This window comes from Pseudoalteromonas sp. P1-16-1b (genome assembly GCF_001401785.1).
Lineage (GTDB): Bacteria > Pseudomonadota > Gammaproteobacteria > Enterobacterales > Alteromonadaceae > Pseudoalteromonas > Pseudoalteromonas undina.
Window position 1 is genome coordinate 92,853 of record NZ_LKGQ01000012.1, and the last position, 22,336, is coordinate 115,188.

At 37.9% G+C, this 22,336-nt stretch carries 24 protein-coding genes; 14 read left to right on the forward strand and 10 right to left on the reverse strand.

Translation table 11 applies throughout. From position 1 onward, the window contains the following. Positions 1–51: 51 nt before the first annotated feature. Both AN392_RS10430 and AN392_RS10435 read right to left on the reverse strand, forming a co-directional pair. Positions 52–1,251, reverse strand: a complete 1,200-nt coding sequence (locus AN392_RS10430) for a sodium:proton antiporter (protein WP_055012685.1) — start codon at positions 1,249–1,251, stop codon at positions 52–54. Beyond that, a complete protein-coding gene (locus AN392_RS10435; protein WP_008108719.1) occupies positions 1,251–2,462 on the reverse strand; it encodes a tyrosine-type recombinase/integrase in 1,212 nt (403 codons plus the stop codon). Before AN392_RS10435 ends, AN392_RS10430 begins: the two co-directional genes overlap by 1 nt. A 140-nt stretch (positions 2,463–2,602) precedes the next feature. Here AN392_RS10435 and AN392_RS10440 point away from each other — a divergent pair, with 140 nt between their 5' ends. Then, positions 2,603–3,166, forward strand: a complete 564-nt coding sequence (locus AN392_RS10440) for a YSC84-related protein (protein WP_055012686.1) — start codon at positions 2,603–2,605, stop codon at positions 3,164–3,166. A 100-nt stretch (positions 3,167–3,266) separates the two neighbouring features. On the opposite strand, the gene AN392_RS10445 is transcribed toward AN392_RS10440, so the two are convergent. Further along, a complete protein-coding gene (locus AN392_RS10445; RefSeq protein WP_055012687.1) occupies positions 3,267–3,605 on the reverse strand; it encodes a DUF3693 domain-containing protein in 339 nt (112 codons plus the stop codon). A 359-nt stretch (positions 3,606–3,964) separates the two neighbouring features. Between AN392_RS10445 and AN392_RS10455 the strand changes: the two genes are divergently transcribed. The 10 genes from AN392_RS10455 to AN392_RS10495 all read left to right on the forward strand — a co-directional run bounded on the left by AN392_RS10455 (position 3,965) and on the right by AN392_RS10495 (position 11,431). Beyond that, positions 3,965–5,956 (forward strand): replication endonuclease, encoded by a 1,992-nt coding sequence (locus tag AN392_RS10455; protein WP_055012689.1) that lies wholly within the window; start codon positions 3,965–3,967, stop codon positions 5,954–5,956. A gap of 39 nt (positions 5,957–5,995) precedes the next feature. After that, a complete protein-coding gene (locus tag AN392_RS10460; RefSeq protein ID WP_235575587.1) occupies positions 5,996–6,313 on the forward strand; it encodes a hypothetical protein in 318 nt (105 codons plus the stop codon). A 2-nt stretch (positions 6,314–6,315) separates the two neighbouring features. Then, the gene (locus tag AN392_RS10465) at positions 6,316–6,579 is read left to right on the forward strand and encodes a hypothetical protein (RefSeq protein WP_055012691.1); all 264 of its coding nucleotides are present in this window, start codon (positions 6,316–6,318) and stop codon (positions 6,577–6,579) included. Positions 6,580–6,605: 26 nt separating this feature from the next. Further along, positions 6,606–6,740 carry a hypothetical protein gene (locus AN392_RS18780; protein ID WP_268796087.1) on the forward strand — a complete coding sequence of 45 codons (135 nt, stop codon included), beginning with the start codon at positions 6,606–6,608 and terminating at the stop codon, positions 6,738–6,740. A gap of 247 nt (positions 6,741–6,987) precedes the next feature. Further along, positions 6,988–8,583: a collagen-like protein gene (locus AN392_RS10470; protein WP_200908281.1), complete on the forward strand. Its 1,596-nt coding sequence runs from the start codon at positions 6,988–6,990 to the stop codon at positions 8,581–8,583. Continuing rightward, complete coding sequence (locus AN392_RS10475; protein WP_055012693.1) at positions 8,576–8,899, forward strand: hypothetical protein; 324 nt, start codon at positions 8,576–8,578, stop codon at positions 8,897–8,899. The genes AN392_RS10470 and AN392_RS10475 overlap by 8 nt, the downstream gene beginning before the upstream one ends. A 4-nt stretch (positions 8,900–8,903) precedes the next feature. Further along, positions 8,904–10,052 (forward strand): zonular occludens toxin domain-containing protein, encoded by a 1,149-nt coding sequence (locus tag AN392_RS10480; protein WP_055012694.1) that lies wholly within the window; start codon positions 8,904–8,906, stop codon positions 10,050–10,052. A gap of 87 nt (positions 10,053–10,139) precedes the next feature. Beyond that, complete coding sequence (locus AN392_RS10485; protein ID WP_055012695.1) at positions 10,140–10,325, forward strand: hypothetical protein; 186 nt, start codon at positions 10,140–10,142, stop codon at positions 10,323–10,325. A gap of 281 nt (positions 10,326–10,606) precedes the next feature. Further along, positions 10,607–11,023: a hypothetical protein gene (locus AN392_RS10490; RefSeq protein ID WP_055012696.1), complete on the forward strand. Its 417-nt coding sequence runs from the start codon at positions 10,607–10,609 to the stop codon at positions 11,021–11,023. Further along, on the forward strand, positions 11,024–11,431 hold the full coding sequence (locus AN392_RS10495) for a hypothetical protein (RefSeq protein WP_055012697.1): 408 nt from the start codon (positions 11,024–11,026) through the stop codon (positions 11,429–11,431). Positions 11,432–11,605: 174 nt separating this feature from the next. Here the strand turns inward: AN392_RS10495 and AN392_RS10500 are convergent, their stop codons facing one another. The 6 genes from AN392_RS10500 to AN392_RS10525 all read right to left on the reverse strand — a co-directional run bounded on the left by AN392_RS10500 (position 11,606) and on the right by AN392_RS10525 (position 19,238). Continuing rightward, positions 11,606–13,012, reverse strand: a complete 1,407-nt coding sequence (locus AN392_RS10500; protein WP_055012698.1) for a GGDEF domain-containing protein — start codon at positions 13,010–13,012, stop codon at positions 11,606–11,608. A gap of 92 nt (positions 13,013–13,104) precedes the next feature. Further along, complete coding sequence (locus AN392_RS10505; protein ID WP_055012699.1) at positions 13,105–14,145, reverse strand: patatin-like phospholipase family protein; 1,041 nt, start codon at positions 14,143–14,145, stop codon at positions 13,105–13,107. Positions 14,146–14,239: 94 nt separating this feature from the next. Next, the gene (locus tag AN392_RS10510) at positions 14,240–15,646 is read right to left on the reverse strand and encodes a sodium:alanine symporter family protein (RefSeq protein WP_055012700.1); all 1,407 of its coding nucleotides are present in this window, start codon (positions 15,644–15,646) and stop codon (positions 14,240–14,242) included. A 522-nt stretch (positions 15,647–16,168) separates the two neighbouring features. After that, positions 16,169–17,122, reverse strand: a complete 954-nt coding sequence (locus AN392_RS10515) for a patatin family protein (protein ID WP_200908282.1) — start codon at positions 17,120–17,122, stop codon at positions 16,169–16,171. 237 nt (positions 17,123–17,359) lie between these two features. Continuing rightward, the gene (locus AN392_RS10520; RefSeq protein WP_082424804.1) at positions 17,360–18,349 is read right to left on the reverse strand and encodes an LLM class flavin-dependent oxidoreductase; all 990 of its coding nucleotides are present in this window, start codon (positions 18,347–18,349) and stop codon (positions 17,360–17,362) included. A 142-nt stretch (positions 18,350–18,491) separates the two neighbouring features. Then, on the reverse strand, positions 18,492–19,238 hold the full coding sequence (locus tag AN392_RS10525) for a siderophore-interacting protein (protein WP_055012702.1): 747 nt from the start codon (positions 19,236–19,238) through the stop codon (positions 18,492–18,494). A gap of 103 nt (positions 19,239–19,341) precedes the next feature. On the opposite strand from AN392_RS10525, the gene AN392_RS10530 reads away from it, so the two are divergent. The 3 genes from AN392_RS10530 to AN392_RS10540 all read left to right on the forward strand — a co-directional run bounded on the left by AN392_RS10530 (position 19,342) and on the right by AN392_RS10540 (position 21,500). After that, positions 19,342–19,761, forward strand: coding sequence for a MarR family winged helix-turn-helix transcriptional regulator (locus AN392_RS10530; RefSeq protein ID WP_054201569.1), 420 nt, complete (start codon positions 19,342–19,344; stop codon positions 19,759–19,761). Between the two features lie 81 nt (positions 19,762–19,842). Beyond that, on the forward strand, positions 19,843–20,256 hold the full coding sequence (gene umuD / locus AN392_RS10535; RefSeq protein WP_010388819.1) for a translesion error-prone DNA polymerase V autoproteolytic subunit: 414 nt from the start codon (positions 19,843–19,845) through the stop codon (positions 20,254–20,256). After that, a complete protein-coding gene (locus AN392_RS10540) occupies positions 20,244–21,500 on the forward strand; it encodes a Y-family DNA polymerase (protein ID WP_055012703.1) in 1,257 nt (418 codons plus the stop codon). The genes umuD and AN392_RS10540 overlap by 13 nt, the downstream gene beginning before the upstream one ends. On the opposite strand, the gene AN392_RS10545 is transcribed toward AN392_RS10540, so the two are convergent. Continuing rightward, on the reverse strand, positions 21,497–21,952 hold the full coding sequence (locus AN392_RS10545) for a hypothetical protein (RefSeq protein WP_055012704.1): 456 nt from the start codon (positions 21,950–21,952) through the stop codon (positions 21,497–21,499). The two genes, AN392_RS10540 and AN392_RS10545, sit on opposite strands and share 4 nt — an antisense overlap. Between the last annotated feature and the right edge of the window lie 384 nt (positions 21,953–22,336).

Sequence of the window (22,336 nt, forward strand, 5' to 3'; positions counted from 1 at the left end):
TAAAAAGGCGCAACTTATTATTAAGTTACGCCTTTTTATTTTTGTTTATATTTATTTAGTTTTTTTAGCAAAACTGTCTGCAATGGGTTTTGTACTAATACCATGAATAAATACACTAAATAAAATCGTGGTCATAGCAATGGTCGCAATTTGAAATTTATTTTCTATTTGTGTATCAATAACCATTAAAGTAAAAACAATCGAAGCCAATCCTCGTGGCCCAAACCAAGCAAACGTTAAACGCTCTTTTATTTTTAATGACGTAAATTGCAATGACAACATAACAGGAATTATTCTGATCAGTGTTGTACTAAGTAGCGCATAAATTATTATTTCAGTATTTAATTTCGGGATCACTAAATAAGCACAAACAAAACCGAATAAACACCAAATCATTAAAGAGGAAAAGTCAGCTATATGCTCTGAGTCTTCAATCAGCTCTTTGTTTATTTTGGTGCTCGCGTATTTATCAAATAAAAGCCCCGCTACAAATACGGCAATAAATCCACTGCCATGAAAATATTGCGTAAGTGAAAATACAGCCATAGCAAAACCCAATAGTAAAAACGGGCTAGTGTTTTGGGCAAAGTAATGTCGCTTCATTGCAAAGTTTAAACACGGAATAAAAACAGCAATACTTGCAAATGCAATTAATAATGCAACTCCCAACTCTCTTCCAAATACACTTAACGTTTGTGTTGTAGTAATTGCAGATTCAGGATTTTTTGCGAGCAGAATAAATATTAAAAATATAGGCACACATAAGCCATCGTTTAAACCGCTTTCTGTATTAATACCTTCGCGTATTTTTTCAGGAACTTTTGTATTGCTTAATAATCCCTTACTTAACGCCGCATCGGTTGGGGTTAATATAATTGCGATAAGTGCTGCTTGAATTAATGAAAGCTCAGCAAATAAAAATAACGCGGTTACAATCCCGAGTAATAAAGTTAATGGTAAGGCAACAAATAAAAGTAAACTAGGATATTGAAAACTATGCCTTAATACTCCTAATTTTGACTTTGCTGCATCGGTAAATAAAAAGATACTGAGCGTTAATTCTATAAAGGGTAGTAAATACCGTAAGCCACTTTTAAAATTTTCACTTTCGTTCGGAGCTATCAGTGCTAGCAGTATCCCCCCTATAACAAAAAACATCGGCCCGGTAATTTCTGTTTTTTCTAATTGGCGTAGTGTTATAGAATAAATTAAAAATAATGCACCAATAAAAGCAATAACTAAGTATTCCATTAAATCTTCCTTTTTATTCCAGACTTTGCCCGTTCTTTAATATTTGTTTGAATATATATTTGATCAGTTGTGGCTATTTTTGCGTGGCCTAAATCTTCAGATAAATGTTTTAAAGGTCGAGTTTGTGCGTCATGCGTTGCACCGGTATGTCGAAGCCAATGTGCAGTGGCCGCTTCTAATTGTTCCGCGTCATCTTTAAACCCATCATCAAGTAATGACTGCTGAGCAATATCAAAACTTTGTTGTACTAAACGTCGAATTTGTCTTACTGTCATACCACCTTGGCCACGAATTTTATGCACTAACGGGTCGGATTCGTCAACCCGGGGCAGGGCAGGTAAACCACGGTATAACCGGTAGCGTTTTAAATACTCAAGAAAATCATCACTTAAAGTTACATCTCGTAATTTATTACCCTTACCCATTATACGTAAAAACCAAAAGCCATCGTTATCTTGCCAAAAATGAGACATAACAGGTGACCATTGTGGACGCTCTGATAATTCTGATATACGTAAATATAATCCTTTTAAACAGGCGAGGGTAAAAAGGTTTCTTTCATACTCTGGTTTTTGTTCACACAGATCACGTGTTACACCAAATACGTATTCCCATTGAATATCGCTTAATGTATCGGGAATTTGTATTTGTGATTGTACAACCAAGTAGGGGCTATTTTTCTTAACCACAGGTACAAAGTTAGCGAAGGTTTTTTCTTCTAAAATAGCGAACTTGTAAAATACATTAAGTGCAGTAAACATAGCGGATAATGTTTGCTGACTCGCAATAGATTCTTTTTGCATGAAAGGGCGCCAATTTTGGTTTAACCTACGTACTCCTTGCTCATCTTTATAGCGCCACTGCACCGAAGTTGATGCCCACTTTTTGTCCGGCTCGACCATAAAATCAACATACGCCTCAATATCTTCACGCTTTAAATCGAATACTGATTTTTCAGCTATAAGCCATGACCACAAATAAAATCGTTCTAATTCATTGCGAAAACGACTATAAGTTGCTTCTGATTTTCGGCCATAAACATATAAAAACTGGTATAAAAAGTTAAGATCGGCCTTTGATTCAGTTACAGTCAAGCTGACTTGCTGTATAAAAGAGGCTAGTTCTGGATATTCTGATTGGAGTGTATTATCTTCAAGGTGAGCTATTTGATAACGTAATTGTTTTAATGTATCGACCAGAGCAACAAGCATAATAGTAAAATATATAAGAAAATAATAGACTTATAGATTAACCTTAAAGTCCGATACTGTCTAGTATTGGACATAACGAAATTTTGATATTTATGCTAAATGCAGATTTATTAACCATATACCTTATTAAAGGAAAAATCATGAAAAAATTACTTCTGTTGATCATGTTAGTTATTAGCGTTTTATTAACAGGTTGCGCTACTACAGGCAGTGCTTCTCCTGGAGAAAAACGTGCTTTAGTACAAAGTATGAAATCGAATACATTAACTGCTTTATACGAAAAAAAACCAGATGTTAAAACTCAAATTGCAAACTCTGCCGGTTATGCTGTATTTGATAATGCCAACGTAAACGTTATTTTAGCCAGTTTTGGTGGTGGGTACGGTGTAGTAAAAAATAACCTAACCGGAAAATCTACCTATATGAATATGGGCGAAGCTGGTTTAGGCTTAGGTTTAGGTGTTAAAGATTTCAATATTGTGATGGTTTTTCATGATCAAGCAGCGTTAAATAGATTTATTAAACATGGTTGGGCGTTCGGTGGTAATGCCGATGCTGCTGCAAAATACCAAGATAAAGGTGGCGCTTTAGTTGCCGAAGCTATTGCTGACCAAGTTACTGTTTACTCTTTAACCGAAAGTGGCCTTGCACTACAAGCCGTTTTAAAAGGTACTAAATTTTGGGTAGATTCTGAGCTAAACTAAGCTATCAAAACCCTATCATAAGTGGGCTAGTTTTATGGATTACGCCCACTTTAATTTAACTCACTCAATTTAACATAACGTAATTTATGGGCTATCGCTATTACGCAAATGCGTCCTCAGTTGGTGCATTCGCTAGTCCTGCAACTAGTGTTAGCGCTACACATGCTGCACTAATCTTTTTTACAATATCAGACCAGATTTTACCTTCTTCCTTAGACTTTGACTTTTCTATAGCAAGTTTAAGTAACGCCTCTTTCTGATCCATACCAATGGTATTGGCCATAAAAATACATTGATTCGCTGTTAAATGACGTTTGCCTTTTTTAATCTGTGACATATTCCCAGAATTAAATTCTGAAAAATCAGCTATAACCTGTTTATCCTGACTATAACCTTTTGAATCTTTATATTTTTCAATAAGTTCGTAACTAAAATTCATAGCAATCTCCTCTATATATTAATTATAACTGTCAAACCTGATAAATAAATATTTGACAACTGTCAATAGCGAAAGCTACACTCCAAAACATTCAAGATTGACAGCTTGTCATTTTAACAGGGAAATACGGATATGAGTTCCACTAAAAACACACTAAATCCATTACTAGTTCAAATTTCATATTTTTTTGTCCTAGTTTTTCAATTTGCGTTTTTATTATCTGGCTTACTTTCCATTGCATACCAAGAGTATGATATAGCATTTGATTTTTTATCTTATTCTTTATTCCCTGTTATTTTTATAATTTTAAACTTCATTTTAGTCCGCACTCCTATTTATAAAAAAGTAAAGGCTAACCAATGAGCTCACTATCTAACGCCCAATACGCTCAAGTTTTCCCGCTAAAAACAGCTATTAATTTAACTGCTAATTTTGATAAATTTCACTCAGATATTAGCATTCATAACTCTAATAATAAGCCCGCAACAGGTTTCTATTTTGATAGTAAAGCCTTTAGAAATCGTGTTTTTAAGACCCATTCAAACTTATCTCATATGCTAAGTACTGGGTACTTTTTAGCTGAAAAGTTCAATGGTTTAGTTGAAGCAGATAGACGATTGAAGCATGCCGATACAGCTTTAAAGCTTGGCAATCCTCTTTTTGGTTATATAAACCTATCATGTTCAGACGATGAAATATGCGAAATTGCAGAGCAAAAAGCCCGTTATTGTGAGCTGAAAATAAGTAAAAACGGCCATACTTTATCTGTATTTAACATCCTTGTTAAATACTTAAATTCCTTTGATATTCAAGAGCCTGAACTAGTTTCACCGTATTGCACACACTTTGCAGCAGACTCTTTAACAGGTATTTTAAACCGCTTTGCTGACCCTATTTTCTGGCGTCGTAAGTTACGTAAAATCCAAGCGTTTACTATTGAACAACTAGCACGTGATTTAAGACTCGTACATAAAAAAGCAAGTGCTTATGTATCACAACCAACCATCCAGAACCGCCGAGAACGTAAGCGCAAATCAGCCGAAATAATGTCTGATTTATTTGTTGTTCCGAACGATGCAAACCCGTTTGATGAGTTCGAAACACTTCAATCAATTATTGAACGTTCTCACACTTCAGGCAAACAACAAGCGGCTGAATTAATGGTAAGAATTCGTGGCTTTGAAGAACTAGCGGACATGCATGGCCATCGTGGTGAGTTCTATACATTATCAGCACCAAGTCGTTTTCATGCAGTTCACCATACAGGCCGACCAAACAATAAATATGATGGTTCAACTCCACAAGATGCACAGGAATATTTTAACGGAATTTGGAAACGTGCCCGCGCCCTATTCTCAAAACAAAATTTACGCCCTTATGGATTCCGTGTTGTTGAACCACATCATGACGGTTGCCCACACTGGCACATGCTTTTATTCATGGAAAAAGGCGATGCGATACAAGTTCGTGCAATCCTTAAAAAGCTTTGTACCGAAGATACACCAACCGAATTTAGAACAAGCACCACCCGCTTTAAGGCTATTACGATTAATAAAAGTAAAGGCTCTGCTGCTGGCTACATTGCTAAATATATTACTAAAGCCGTAACTGGTGACAGCATCGATAAAGTGATTTGTTCACAAGCTGGTGAAATGAAAATACTTCCAGCCGATGCCGCAGAACGTGCATCTACTTGGGCAAGCACTTTTGATATTAGACGTTTTCAGCAAATTGGTGGCCCATCAGTCACCCTTTGGCGTGAACTTAGACGATTAGGCCAAGGTGATACTGGCAAATGTGAGGTTGCAAATGCAATGAATACAACACTAGACACAGTTTCAAAATACGCACTTGAGAAGGTACGCCAAGCTGCTGATTCATCAGATTGGAAAGCATTTTGCCTTGCAATGGGTGGCGTACAAGTTAAACGCAAAGACCAAACGTTACGCATTCACTACCAATTGCCCGATATTGTTGACCGTATTACTGGTGAGGTTAGCCGCAGTGAATCTAAATCACCCTACTTTGCCACTAAATATGGCGACCAACCAGCTAACCGAGTTTTAGGCGTTGCTTGGGATGCTGTTGTTGTAATTACTCGACGCGGTACTACCCAGATACTCACTGAAAAAGATATTAAATCGCAACGTAAAATCATGTGCGGTGTGTCTGAACAAATACAAGGTTGGCACGATGACGGCCGCTTATTCGCACCTAGTGATGAAGATATGCAGTTCCTTGAAGCGTGCGTTCTTGAGGATTATCAAAACATGTGCTTATTCATGGATTACGAAGCTCTGGCTGGCAACATTTCGAGCGACGAAGTCGCGAGCTTGGACTTGTGTCATTAAGTGTAACTATTAATAAAACTAAACCCTATTGGAGAAATTATGAATATTGAAGGCGCTATTACAGACCTAGTAAAAGTAAATCGTACAGATGATAAAGGCGCTCCCTTGCCTACAACTGGCGAATTTAAACTTCACACAAAAAACCCAGCTCAAATTTTATCTGTAAAGGTATCTGCTGACCAATTTAACGATGGTACTTATCAGCAATTGGAAACCTTGCAATCTGACCCTAACGGCTGGGGCTTAAGGCCTGTTTTACTCAATATTGAATATTACGAAGGTGCTAACGTAGCACGTCAAATGGATTGGAAAGGCTTCCGTTTGCATAGTTTACCTCAAGAAAATAAAGGTAAATAAAAATGGCTACTTGTGTACAGCTAGAATATGGCGAACTTAAACCAACTGCACAATCAATACAAGACTGCACTGGCTTTGTCATGCTTGAGCCTACCGAGTACCAACAATTTTTACTAGGTTCGAGTATTTTCGACCCTAACCTAATTCCCATTGAACAGGCACAAGCACTTTTTCTTAGTGGCTTTTCATTGGTAATAATCTGCCATTTAGTCTCTTGGGGCTATGGCACAGTAATTAACTGGTTTAAACCAGAAAATGATAAATAAACTTTTTAAGCTAAAAGGAAAATATTATGGACTTCACAGGAGTTACAGGCGCAATCGAAGCTACAGCAATTGTTGCAGCAATCACAGCAGTAGCGGCAATCAAAATTTTACCACCCGTTGCTATCTGGGGTTATAACAAAGTAATCGGTTGGATTCGTTAAGAAACCCGACTATTTACTTTTCGCAAACTAAGCCCTGTATTCCTAAAAGTTGCGGGGCTTTTTTAATGGAGCACTATTATGATTTGGGGAATTTATTATGCATGCCTTGGGATTGCTTGTGCGGTTGCGATTATTCGCGGCTTCGAAAATGCTTAAACTTTTTACCTTGCTATGGCGCGGAATTAAACACGCCATACGCCACCCATTTAAAACTATTTTCTCATTAATCAAATTATGGTTTTGCTTAATGCTCGTAACCGTATTTGCAACAATGGCTATAGCAGTTGAGCTTGAGTTCCCTGGAATTCCAGCTGAGGAACAGCAACTCAAACAGGCTTTATGTACTACAGCCAATGGCGCAAAACCCGTAAAAGGTTCAACCGAACAATCACTTTTTAAACAATGTGAAGCTCTTATTATTTCTAACAACCCTTTTCAATGTTTCAAGGTTATATCAGGAATTACTTCCTTCTCTTCAACAATCACGGCTTACACTGCAATAAATACTGAAACTGGAGCTTGTAGCATATTTCAACGTACTCACGGTGGTATAACTAACAATGGTATTGTTACCGAGCTAGGTTGCCCACCCCCCTCAAGTCCTGAGCATATTTACCCATATGAATCAGCCCAAGGTCTAACTTGCCATAAGAAAAAACTGGAAGATTCTGAATGCCCAGAGCCAACTTCTTCTGATAGCTACGTCTTTGGTACTGCAACATCTCCCTCAAACGTCTGTTATGACAACCCTGAAAGTGACACTCAATGCAACATCAATACAGATGATAGTGGCGGCTATTACTTACCCACCAAATATAATTCACAAGAACCTGTCGAGTGTGACTCTCAACCACCAGAGGGTGATGATAAATTTTGCACCGCAACTGGTAGTTCTGGTGTTTATTCCGTTGTTTGCCCTGAAAGCTCTATCAGTTTTGATATAACAGGCATCCAAAAAAACGCTGACCAATTAGTGGTTAACCATCAACGTATATCTGAAATTGAAGCATCTTTTTTAACCCAGCAAGATATCGATTCATTATTTCAGTCTGGAGAACTTAAAGGTGAAAAGGGCGACCAAGGTGAAAAAGGCGACAAAGGTGAAAAGGGTGAACAAGGTATTCAAGGTGTTCAAGGTGCAATTGGTCAAGCTGGCTCAGATGGTCAACAAGGTGAACAAGGCATTCAAGGCGAACAAGGTATCCAAGGTGAAAAGGGTGAAAAGGGCGACCAAGGTATAGCGGGTATTGATGGCCAAGACGGAAAAGATGGAATCGATGGAATAAATGGTATTGATGGCCGCAATGGATCTGATGGTCTTGATGGTGAAGATGGCGAAAACTGCACCGTAATAAACACACCAACCGGTGCAACTATTTCATGCCCTGACGGTTCACAATCAGAAATCGCTGGAGTAGATGAGGGCGCTATTGTTTCAGAGTTAACAAAACAAACAACAGAACTAAAAAAACAAACAGACGCTATCACAAAACTAGGTACTTACGACGGTACTGCTCCAATAATCGACTACTCAACTAAACCTGAAAAATATACCGAGATAGCTACCTTTGATTGGGAAACCACAAACTTCGGTACTGTACTTGAAGAACATAATGAAGCAATGCGTTCATTACCCTTATTTTCAGCTATGGAAAACTTTTTCACTACCTCTTTCAGTGGCAGCTGTCCAGTTTGGCAAGAGACTATAAGCGTTTTAGATTCGTCTTTTACTATTACTTTTGACCATTTTTGTACATCTGTTGTTCAATCAATGCTGCCTTACATTCGAGCTGTACTTATGCTCGTTGCTGGCTTTTTCGCTTGGAGAATTGCAATTGAATAGTTTACTAGATTGGCTAGCCGAAATGTGGCAAGGCTTTATAAACTGGTGTTATGAAATACTAATCTTTATCTTAGACGCCTTTCTTTGGCTGTCATTACAGGTATTTGAAAAAATGCTTCAAGGCTTCAGGTTTATATTTTCTACCATAGACCCGCCACAATTTATTCAAAACGGATTAGGTCAATTCACTGCTTTGATACCTAACGATATTGGTTATCTATTATCCGCCACTGGCTTTGATAATGCCCTAGGTATAATTGGTGTTGGTTATACATTTCGTTTAACCCGCAAAGTATTAACTTTATTCCAGTGGTAAATTTATGATTATATTTCACGAAGGTTTACCAGGCTCTGGCAAAAGTTATGAAGCTCTTGTTAAGCATATAATACCTAGCCTAGAAAAAGGACGTAAAGTTTACGCTAGACTTAACGGCTTTAATTACGAAAAAGTGAGTGAACTCACAGGTAAAACCGTTCAGGAACTAGAATCCTTATATACAGAAATTACAGAAGAACAAGTACATACTGTTTACGACATTGTTGAAAATGATTCATTACTTGTGCTTGATGAGCTACAAAACTTTTTCCCCAGTGGTAGACAAAAGCTGTCAGATGAAATGACCCGATTTATTGCAGAGCATAGACATAGAGGTATGGACATTGTTTGTATGGGTCAAGCTTTAGCCGATGTACACACAACATGGAAACGAAGAACTGAACGAAAAATTTCATTTTTAAAATTATCTATGGTCGGCATGGATAGCAAATATAAATGGGAAATGTACCAAGGTTCAATTAATGGCGTTAAAGGTGATGTAGTCTTTAAAAAGATAAAATCAGGTGTCGAAAAATACGATAGTAAGTATTTTGGTTCATACCTTAGCCATCAATTAACAACAGATAATACCGAGGTATACTCAGATGACCGAGTAAATGTATTTAAATCTAAGCAATTTTATTTTTATTTACCTGTTTTTATCTGTTTCCTTATTTTTGCTATTTATTATCTAACTTCCTTTTTTAACGGTGAAACTAGTATTTCTAACACAAAACCTAAAGAACCTATCAACGGGCCCGTTGCAAAAGTTGAAAAACAGCAAACCTCTACTACTGGAGAACTAAACCAACAACTAAAAGAAAAGCCTAAACCAAAACCCAGTACCGACCCATATCAAAAATTAAGAGACACTATTCAGAATAACAATTCAATGATTACTTACGAAGAAATCTATCGGGGTAGAATTGCCGATTTACTTGTGGTCGTAGAATCTAGCGGTAAAAAGGTTATTGATACTTTTTCAAGGGATGAGCTTTTAATGTTGGGTTACAGATTAAAAAAAACCAGATTAGGTATTGAAGGTTATATTGGCGATAACTTAGCTGTAGTTTTTAGATATAAACCAACAAACAATTATTTTAATAACGAAATCCCAGATGAACAATATCATGATTTATATACTACTAATTAAACGTTAAAACCAACGCCTTTCAACTTGTTGAAAGCCGTTGGTTAACGTTTAAATACTCCAATAATACATACCGTCACTGGTGACACTATGACTAGAAATCAAAAGTACGAACAAAAGCAAAAAGGCAAAGGGTTAAAAAAAGTAACCCTTTGGATACCTGATAACTCAGAAATTGAGATAAAGCAGATGGTAGAGTTTTTAATTGACAACCCTGACCATATACCTTTTATGGCTCGCAGTATTACAACTGGCCGTATGAAAAAGGCTGTTTAGTGGTACGTAACTTATTACGTACTTTTTCCTATTTTACGTAATAATTAACTCAATTATCACGTACCATTATTTTGCTTAGTACATGAACCTATTATTTATGGCTTTAGCCATGTAGACCGCACATAAATATTAATTTAGCATTAACGTAAATCGGTCGTAACTAAGCGAAGCGCAACCCCTGCCCTTAGTTACTCGATACCGCGCTTGCGCCCCTGATAAACCTATTCGGAGTTAGATAATGATTAACCATTGTGATTTTTTTAAAAGGAGTAAAAATCACAATGTTTAAATCAGAATTTCATAAACAGTTTCTTTCTTTATTTGGCTATGATTATGCAAAAGGTGCCAAAGAACTGGGCGTAAGTGAAAGGCAAGTAAGGCGCTATGTGAAATCAGGTAAAGCCAGTCTTCCAGTGGAAAAACTAACAGCTATTATTTACCGAGGTTATTTACCTGCTACTGGAGCATGGGCTGACTGTAAAATTTCTGTAGATGATCATACAATGAGTACACCTTGGGGCGAAGTTAAACCCTCTGATGTTCAGTTGGTTCATCGTTATAAGTGGTCTGCCAGAAAATCAGAGTCTATGTACAAAACCCTTAAGGAAAATCATAAAACACAGGATAATTATTTATCTGACTTACAAGACCAATTACTTAATATTATTGGTGAAATATCTGAAAGGACAGGAAGCTAAATGGAATTAAACTATTTAAAACTATACTTCTCACTTACCCTTGCTGGTTTAACAGTTTGGGGGGTCGATGAAGCTGTTGATTTATATAAAATAAAACTTGTTGCTGATGCTGCAAGTTCAGCTATGAAACAATCTAGGTTAGAGGCTAAAAGTGCAGCAATTAGAGCTCAAACTCAAGCCTTGAACGAAAAAAACCGCAATCAAATTATCAGTAGGCAAAACGCACAAAGAGAAGCTGTGATAAGGAATGCCCAGAGAACTAACAATGAAATTTGTTCATTCTGGAGAGGTGAATATAACTCTTCACGTACCGAAACTAACAAAGTTATGATGGATGGTGCATGTGAAAGAGCTTCAAATCCGCCAGACATGTCTACTAGAACTCTTAATCTTAAAGGTAACAACTAGGTCAAGCTGTCACACGTGACAGCAAACATAAGTTCCTAATAAAAAAGGGCTTTCCGCCCTTTTCTTATATATTACGTACCGTAATTTATGGGTTGCTTATAATAAATTAGCTTACCCCTTACTATCTAGAACTTATAAACTGCACGACTACTATTATGTCGTGCAGTTTTAGTATTACGACTCTTGAGGCTTATACAGTATAGACTTATTTCGACCAGATTCTTTTGCTAAGTAAAGTGCTTTATCGGCATGGGTTAATACAACATCGATAGTTTGCTGATCTTCTGCTTTTGCTAAACCGATAGATATTGTAACTTGGCCATAAATATCGGTGTAACCTAAAATGTCTGTTTGTTCAACTTCTGTTCTAATCTTTTCGGCTACGAATAATGCATCTTCCTCAGATGTATTTGGTAGAATTATGGCAAACTCTTCTCCGCCTAATCTACAAACTGAGTCTGTTCTACGTACACTTTTATTCAATGTTGAAGCTATAGCTATGAGTACTTTATCGCCAATTGCATGGCCCGCTCTGTCATTTACAGATTTGAAGTGATCAACATCAAGCATCAAAATATAAGTTTCAGCTGTGACTAAGGTACTTTGTTCAAGCGCACTTTTTGCTAACTCCATAAAATGCCGCCGATTAGCTAAGCCAGTTAAACTATCGTATGTTGCCGCTTTAATTAAAGCTAGTTCAGCATCACGCCTTTGTTTATCTATTTTTTCTTGAATGATGGCACTAAAAATAATTAAAATTATGATAAACCATGAAATAACAACAACATATAAACCAAATAAATCTTCTAGTTTCACAGAAATTAAAGTCTTAATAAACAAATAACCTATAAATATAGGGACAAAACAACCGATACAAACTTGAAAACGAGCAATTCGTCCACCTATATGTGGTGATAATAAAGCATGAACTGCACCGTGCTTGGCATGGATAAACAAAACACTAATCCCAAGAAATATACCATAAGTTGTAGTTAAAATAGACATATGACCAAAAAATGATGTAATACCATAAGCATAACCAATTATCGACAGCATAGGCACTGCAAGTCCAACAAAAGCAACTACTTGTGCAGTCATTACCTTACCAAACTGACCCAATAGTAACGCAGAAGATAAAAATGCCATCATAATCGCCGTATTAATCCCCATCGAATTTGAAAAGCCAGCTTGTAACTCTGCGTTTACAGTATTTATGAATGGGGTAATATGTACGGCCATTTTGCTGGATAATAAATTATCACTTATAACAATAAGGGATATTATAAGTGCAGTTATAGAAAGTAATGGGTTGAGGATAGTAAAATGTTTTTTATACTCTAAAAAAACACTAAAACCAATTAGTATTATAGTAATAGCGGTAAGCGGATTTGTTGCTGCCCCTCCGGCTATCGGCCTATATAATTGTTGTACAGAAAAAAAGTAACCCGAAGCCGATAACAAAGAGAGTAAAATACAGCCTAGCGCTAATGCTTTAGCGATAATTTCAACATAGCGAGTGCGATTTTCATAAGCTACTCTTTGTTTTTCGTTCTCAATTAAATCTAAGCTGCTTAAAGCCATAACACGGTATTTTCTTCATTCAAAATCAATTATTTCAATGATAGTAGAGTCATAAAAATAAGCAATTCTAATTACCCACTTAGAAATATCTACTAATATGCAGTGATTTTAAGTGTACTAGTTAACTGAGTATCTAAGGCATCTGCCAGTTTTTCTGTTTCACTAAACACGGTGTTCCAATATTTAATACGCGTGTCTGCATCAAGATCAGTAAAGTCGTTTCTGTCTGGGATTTTTCCGTAAGGTAAGTTGGCTACAAATTCTTTTGATGGGGTGATCATCACTACATTGTCGTAATTTTGTGGTGACACTTTTCGTTTTAAATTTTTATCGAACCACCCTGCCTTTGGATTTGAATTAAAATGTGGATATAAAATTAAGCCAGGGTTATTAATTTTTAAATCAAAGTGGTAATCAATAATGCCGCCATCGCGGTAAATCCCTGGTGGCGAACCGGCAATATTTTTTATACCTTGCATTACAAGTGGTATAGAGCCCGATGCAAGTAAGGCATCTTTTAAATTTGTTTGTGTGAGTGCGATATTTTTGGTTTTAAAATTATAGCTGTCAGTAATACTTAAATCACTATTGGGCGCGCCAAAAATAAAACGCTCATATTGCGAGCCTAATAATTTTCGATTAATTCTGTTAAGCATATAACTTTTTGATAAACCCAAAAGCTGTATTAATTTATGTTCGCTGGCAATAAACCCGTTAGATTTTGCGACAATAAAATGCGCTTTAAAAACAGGATTATTTATAATTTCAGTAACGCCATCATCACCAAATACATCATCTAATAATGCGCGGGCTTTTAGTGTAATTTCAGCGGGCGTTGGTTTATTACTAGAATATCGGGTTTGTGAATACGATTTTGCTAACCGCTTAATGGCTGCAACTGGATCGTTTTGTGCAAAACAGGCTGAACGAAAAGCCCCTGCAGATGAGCCAATTAAATTAAGCGGTTGGGTGCGATGTTTAAAAAATTCGCCAAATATATATTTGTCTAAACCAAATAAGGTAAACCATTTAGGGCCACCACTTGCCCCTAAAAACGAGGTAAAAAGCTCGGGTTTAAAACCTTGTTCGTTTATTATTTTTGCTGCAGTTTTACCCGCATAAATGTCGATCATCTAAAAATACTACCTGTAGAGTCGCAGTTTAATGTTGTTAAAGCCAAATTTAAAAATGAATACTTATGCAAAATAAAACTTTTAAACTTTAATCTTAATCCCAAATTCCGTCTTCACATTTGCCCTGCACTTTTACGTTTTTTACCTTAAACTCAGGCTCTATGCCTTTGTGTCTTTGTGCGTGGTAGTCGTTAGTAACAGACAAAATAGTCGGTGTGAGTAGTATAATAGCGATAACGTTTACCACTGTCATTAACCCTAGAGCAATATCAGCTAAATCCCATACTTGTTTTAAGGTGGCTGATGCGCCCCACAACATCATTGATAAATAAAGCAAAGTATAAATACTGCGCCCTACTTTGTTATCGAGCTTAAATAAGTGGAGGTTACTTTCGGCGTAGGCGTAGTTAGCAACTACCGAGGTAAAAGCAAATAAAGTAATGGCAGCGGCTATAAAATACACGCCGCCTTGCGCTAAGTGTGAGGTCATAGCGCTTTGTGTTAAGCGTATACCTTCCATTTCACCGCTTATATCTACATCGGCCAATAAAATAATAACCGCGGTACAACTGCACAATACGATGGTATCGAAAAACACCCCTAACATTTGTATGTAGCCTTGTGTCGCTGGGTGGTTTGGCATTGGACTGGCACTAGCCGATGCATGCGGCACACTTCCCGCGCCAGCCTCATTAGAATATAAACCGCGTTGTATACCATTTTTAATGGCTGCACCCATGGCGCCTGCACCAGCTTCTTGCAAGCCAAACGCTGATAAAAGTATATCTTTAAGCATGGCAGGTACTTGGGTGAAGTTAATCAGTGTAATTACTACAGCAACAAGCACAAACACGATGCCCATAACAGGCACTACTCGCTCGGCGAATCGGGCAATGGCTTTAAAGCCACCTAAAATAATAGAGCCTGCTAAAAGTGTGATCACAACACCTGAGTAAAAAGTGGGTATTTCAAATGCGTAATTTAGTGCATCGGTAATGGTGTTGGTTTGCATGGCGCTAAAGGTAAAGCCGTAACCTAAAAACAAACAGGCGGCAAACACAATAGCAAATGCACGACTGCCTAAGCCTTGTTGAATATAATACGCAGGGCCACCTCTGAATTCGCCATTGCTGTCGCGAATTTTATATACCTGGCCTAAAATACTTTCTGCAAACCCGGTTGCCATACCCAGTATAGCAATGACCCACATCCAAAATATGGCGCCGCTACCACCGAGTGATATAGCCACAGCCACACCGGCTAAATTACCTGTGCCTACTCGAGCACACAGCCCAGTGCAGAGCGCTTGAAATGATGAAATATCGTTTTTATTACACTTACTACTGCCTTTTAGCAGGCTAAACATGTGCTTAAATTTAACTAATTGAATTGCTTTTAAGCGTACTGAAAACCATATTCCGGTAAATAGGAGAATGTAAATAAGTACTTGCCCTTCGCCCCATAAAAGGCCATTGACACTTTTTACTACTGTTTCAAACATCACCCGTCCTTTATTTGTTATTTTTATATCCGCTTGCTTCTACATTTATATCTTTATGTGTTTAAAACAATAAATGCACCGCACGTCACGTGAATTTTATTTCAGTTATTGTGAATATAAAATCACACTCATACCTTATCGTTTTTTATAAAAAAATCAATAATATATTTGTAGCTTCAAACAACGCAGCACTAAGCCTTGCGTTAAAATTATACGGCCTCTTATATTTCCAAGATAAGAATAGTACGCTTTGTTAAATTTTGTGCAGGGTAAGTCGACTCACAGTGAGTTTATGAACTGAGATTGGTGGTTGAGTTATGATGCTAGACTGGTTTTATTATTAATATGATGCGTTACAGTGTGTGGTAATTACGCTAGCTTGAGTTGTTTTAGTTTGATCAGTATTTTTTATTAACCCATTAAAATTACAGGCTAAGTTTAACGCCAAAGCAATATACAGTAGGTGCATATTGCTTTGCATGCGGCTTGTTAATTAGCGCCATAAACGCCCTAGAGGCTTGCTTACATTGCGTATTGCGGCTCACTGAAACGGTTTAACTCTGTATGATAGTTTTTTAAATAATCACGACCCGCTTTCAAGCCTAATTTATGATCAAATCGGAGGTCATCATTAGAGCTGCCTAACAATTTGCTATGTAGTTTTTCGTTAGCAAAAATTTGAATAATTTCAGCATCATCTGGGGGATTAGCAATAAATTCAAGCTCGTCTAAGTACGCTTGTTCATGTTGTAACAAATAGTCGAGAGTTTTTGGGCAATATCTCGAAGCACTCGCAAGTGTTCTCAATTTTTGTACCCACGCTGATTCTGCTTGAAAATCGGTGTCTACCGTTCTTATTACTACAATTTTACGGGCGCCACGGTTATACGCTTCGCGTACAGGCAATGGCGCAGCTAAGCCGCCATCTAAATAAAAATCTTCATTCGATTGCTCTGCAGCTAAATGTGCTTCGTTTGCCGCTTTTGAGCCTAACCAAGGAGTGAGTTGAACACCTTGTTTATACAAAAAAGGTAAAGCACTTGACGCTTTTAATAGTTCTCGCCAGTGTTTACCATCGCCAGTAGGAGATAAATAATACGGTTTACGATCACGCGCATTGGTTGTAGTGATCAGGAGTTCTCTATCACCAAGGCTATTTTTTGCCGTTTTAAAGTCTAATGCTCTATTAACCTCAGTGGTTTTTTCGAAATACCAATCTAAGTCAACAATGTGTTTACCCATTAGGCCTCGACCTAACTGAAAAAAACGTTTATGACGCGAAAGCCCTCTGATCAAGCGTTTTGCGTAGCCTTTTTGACGCGCTAAATAACTGGTTAAATTTTGCGAGCCAGCAGACGTGCCTATAAATAAATCAAACGGGTCGTAATTTTGCTCTAACCACGCGTCAAGTACACCGGCTGTAAATATCCCTCGCTGCCCTCCACCTTCAGCAATCAATGCAGTTTTAGGGTGCATAGGCTTATTGAATGTGTGTGGAGCAACATTTATTTGAGATTTCACGGTGTACCTCTTAGTTGTTAACTTAACGGAATATGGTTTTATTTTAACGTGCTTGATTAAATCCTTAAAACAGATTAATTGAATCAGTTCGATTGAAAATATAAATCATTTATTTTTACTCAATCTTTACTCGATTCTCTATTTGGTTATTAGTGTAACTATGGTTGCGTGTACGCTTGCTTAATAAACAGCTTAATTCTTTATTTCCATTAGTATTTTTAACGCACGATGACGTTTTTCATCGTCATATAAATCGTTGGTGAATATAAGCTCATCGACCTCTAATTGGTTCACGATCATTTCTAATTTGTGTTTAATACTCGCTGGTCCACCAGTAACACTTAATCCTAAAAAGCTCTCAATATGAGTACGCTCTTGTTCGCTCCACAAGCCTTCCATTGTTTCAACTGGGGGCTTTAACCACAACTCATCGCCTCTGATTAACGACAGTACCCGCTGTTTTGAAGTGGTTGATAAGTATTGTGCTTCTTCATCTGTATCGGCAGCCACTAAAGGTAATGCCAACATTACATAAGGCTTAGCTAATACATTTGATGGTTTAAATTCTCGTTTATATAAGGCTATTGCATCATGTACAAAACGCGATGCAAAGTGCCCCGCAAATACATAGGGTAATCCTTTTTGCGCTGCTAACTGGGCACTAAATAAACTTGAGCCTAAAAGCCAAATAGGCACATTAGTATTTTCACCGGGTATTGCTCGTACACGCTTAGTTCCCTCGTATGGGCCTAATAGTGTTTGTAACTCGCTTACTTCATTAGGAAAGTTTTCAGCGCGGCTAATATCGTTATTTAAGGCGCGACTGGTCACCGGATCGCTACCTGGTGCGCGCCCTAGCCCTAAATCAATTCGACCAGGATACAAACTCTCTAAGGTGCCAAATTGCTCAGCCACAACTAAAGGCGCATGATTAGGTAACATAATTCCACCCGACCCTACGCGTATTTTTTTAGTGTTGCCGGCTATGTGCCCTACTAAAATTGAAGTGGCGGCACAAACAATCCCAGGCATATTATGATGCTCGGCTAACCAAAAACGGTTAAAACCTAATTGGTCTGCTTTTTGTGCGTAGGCTGTACTTTTGTTTAAGGTGTCACTAACCGTGGCCCCTTTTTGCATAGGCGCCAGTTCAAGTAATGAAAAAGGGATAGTTGATAACAAAGTAGCATCTCCAAATTAAATAGCGATTTATGACGTGCTAGCCATAAATAATAAATCTAAAGTAAGAGATGGGTGTACATTACACCAATTCAAGGCAGCTCATCTTGAAACGCTAAGGTGTTGCGATTGAGTGATAACAAAGTTAGCTATTTTTAGCTGCAGCTTGTTGGCGGTTTAGTTTATAGGCTTCTGAATCAAGGCCTTTTTTCCAATAACCCGATGAAACAATTTGACTGCGAGGTATAGCTAATTCATCAGTTAATACGGTTTTTGCTTTGCGTACTAATCCGGCCTCTAGTGCCATAAATACAATAGGTTGTTGCTCACTAAGCGGCACCGATTTTAATGCGTTTATCACATCTGTATCTGGTTTATGTGTTATTAACCAAGTTACATCTCGCGGCGACTCTAAGCTGATCACATCATCTTTTGTTGGTGCATGAATAATCGCGTCAATTTTTGCGTTTTTAGGCAGTTGCTGCATGTAGCCTTTAATTGCATTAACCGAAGTTAAATCGCCAAGTAGTATGTAATGTGAGTGTTCATAATTATCAAGCTTTTTAGGGCCTGGTCCTGCTATACCTACCTCATCGCCTACTTTTGCTTTTTTAGCCCAATTAGTTGCCGGACCTTGGTGCATATTAATTACAAAATCGAGGGTAAGTGCGCCGGTGTGCTCATCAACATGCCTTATAGTGTATGAACGCATACATGAAGTTTTAATATTATAATCAACGCGGCCATTTTGCGGAATAAGCACCTTTACGTAGTTACCAATATATTGAGCGTTCAAGTCGTTAAACTCATCGGAGCCTACAATAATGCGCTGTAAATGTGGGGTTATTTGCTCTGTGCTTAATACTGTTGCTTTGCGTACTTTTTTACCCATATAAATTTACCTCATTAAAAAAGATGAATTGCACAACGCCCCATTGGTTGATAAAATCAACCATATCAATTTAATTGACTTTGTCAACCATTATGGATTCCCTATGCATATCTCATTAGCCAATACATTATTTGCTTTAATGCAAAATTATCGCGTTACCATACGCGAAGCGATTAATGCGGGCGAGCTTGGCTTAAACGCAATGCACGTACGTTGCTTTCATATTATTGCAACAACAACTCAGTGCACTGCTAACGATATTGTTAATCAGACCCAGCGCGACAAGGCCCAAATAGCACGCTTAGTGAAAGAGCTAATCGCATTAAAGTTAATTAACAAAGATGCCAGTGAGCACGACAAGCGCTGTTTTATCTTGTCATTTACCTCTGAAGGTCGCTCGCTTTATGACAAGCTATTAGCCGCCGAGCAGCAAGTAAATGCGCAAATGTGTAAAAACTTAAACCCACAGCAAATCAATGACTTTTTACATACTGCCCAACAAATGATCAAAAACATGGATTGATCTACCATTCATTACTTGGCATAACTGATACAAAACGCATATACTGTACACTTATACAGTATATGCGTTTTAGGTTGTGTTATGTTTGTTATTCCCATTTATATAGAGGCCGGTGTTTGCGGGTTTGAATCGCCTGCAGCGCAGTATAGTGAGTTAGGGATATCACTTGACGAGCTATTAATAAAACACCCAGATGCTACATTTATTGGCGTTGCCTCAGGGTGCTCTATGCAAGAAATTGGCATTTTTGAGGGCGACTTACTGTTAGTTGACCGTGCAGAGATTCCTAAAGATGGCGATGTTATTGTGGCGAACTTAAATGGTTTATTTGTATGTAAGTTGCTAGATAAAACCAATGCGCGGCTGCTCTCGGCTTCTGCTGCTTATAAACCCGTGCAATTAACCGAATCTGATGAATTTCAGCTTGAAGGCGTGGTAACTCGCTCAATTAGATTACATCGGCAAAGCCCTGAGATACTTTCATGTATGCCTTAGTTGATGCGGTTGCTTTTTATGCCAGTGCTGAAAAGGTATTTGACCCCGCAATTCGTTCAAAACCAGTTGTGGTGCTTACCAATAACGATGGCTGCGTATGTGCGGTATGCCCTATTGCCCGTAAGCTTAATATTCCTAAATTTGGCCCCTATTTTAAAGTAAAGCAATTACTAGCAAAACATCAGGTCGTAGTGCGCTCATCTAACTACGAACTATACGCTAATTTAAGCGATAGAATGATGAACGTTATTGCTCGCTTTTGTGATACCCAGCATATTTACAGTATTGACGAATCGTTTTTGCACTTTAAAGGCTATCAGCCATTAATTACCGATTGGCACCACTACGGTCAGCTAATTAGACGTACGGTATGGCGCGAAACCAAACTCCCTGTTGGGGTTGGTTTTGGGCCAACACCAACCTTAGCCAAAGCCGCGAATCATGCTGCTAAAAAGCTAACTGGCTTTAATGGGGTTGCCGTGATTGATGATGAAGCAAGCCGACAAGCTATTTTACAGCAAATGCACTGCCAGGATGTATGGGGAGTGGGCAAACGTATAGCTAAGAAGCTGGCGCTAATGAATATTAATACCGCATGGCAGCTGGCTGAGCAAAGTCCAAGAACAATTCGTCGTCAATTTAGCGTAGTGCTTGAGCGTACAATTAAGGAGCTCAATGGCATTACCTGTTTAAACTGGGATGATGTGCGCCAAGACAAACAAGCTATTTTTTCAACGCGTAGTTTTGGCCAGCGCCTTAACGATCCTGATGCAGTGAGAACCGCATTAATAAATCACGCCAGTGTAGTTGCACAAAAATTAAGAGCGCAACAGTCGCTCACTCATCGTATTTATATTTTTGCAGCCAGCTCGTCACATGAGCAAGCCTTTTATAAAAAGTCAGCTATGCATCAATTTGATCCGCCCACTAACGATACCCGTGTTATAGCGAGTGCCGTATCAAAGAGTTTTGAGCAAATATATCAGCCGGGTATTCGTTTTTATAAATGCGGAGTGGGTGCATTAGAGCTTAGCCCACAGCAGTTTCAACAACATACTTTATTTGAGAAACAAACCGATAACCCGCAGTTAATGGGCTGCTTAGATGCGATAAATCATCGCTTTGGGAAAGGAATGCTTAGCGTAGCAAGCAGCCAACTAAATGAGCGCTGGCATATGAATAGAGCTTTTTTATCGCCGCAATACACAACACGTTGGCGCGATATTCCTAAAATACAGTGTTAGTCAGCAACTTTAATAAATTCGCATTCTACACTTGGGTTATCTAAGGTGTATTTAAGGGTGTTATCGGTTAAAAAAGTAATAGTTTGTTTAATGGTTCTTTCGTGAATTGGATTATCACATCGGCTCATACGTAAACCATTTTCGAGGCCATTAGTTTTGTATTTAATTGAGCTGGTAATAAAACAATAATTAGGCTTTTGAATAGTACGAGTGCCATTGTGTAATGAGTTAAACAAAATCTCTTTACCTAAGCTAAAACCTTGCTCAGGATCTTCAGGGTTATTAAATTGCAATCGACTATTAGTGCATAAACCCGAGTTACTTGAGGTAACTTCGTAATTACCTAGCTTAGTTTTTAATAGTGGAATAAAGCGAGTTTTATTACTTGGGCCTGCCACTGCATAACAGCTAAAAAGGCTTATGGTAAGTAAAACCAGTGTGAAACATTTCATTATAAGCTCTATCCTCGTGTATCAACCATGATCAAGCAATGTGACTATGCCTTAGCTATTTCTAACTATAACAGAGATTTACTATAAAAGATGCGAAGTCGTATTACTATGAGCAGCTGCGCAAAAACTAAATTAAAATACGTAGCTAACAACAAATAAGATTAAACTAGACGTAAGCTTTATTACATAAAGGGGGAAGAAAATGCATTACTTGTGATTAACCTGAACTCTGGTTAAGAGATTTACTAACGCATTGAATTAAAAAATATTTTTACTTACTTTTCTCTAGCTAGAAATTTTTAGTGAAAACAAGGCGAAATTACGCGTCAATAGCTAGCCTATTGCAAGTAAATTCAACGCAGTTAGCGCTGAAAATAGCTGCTT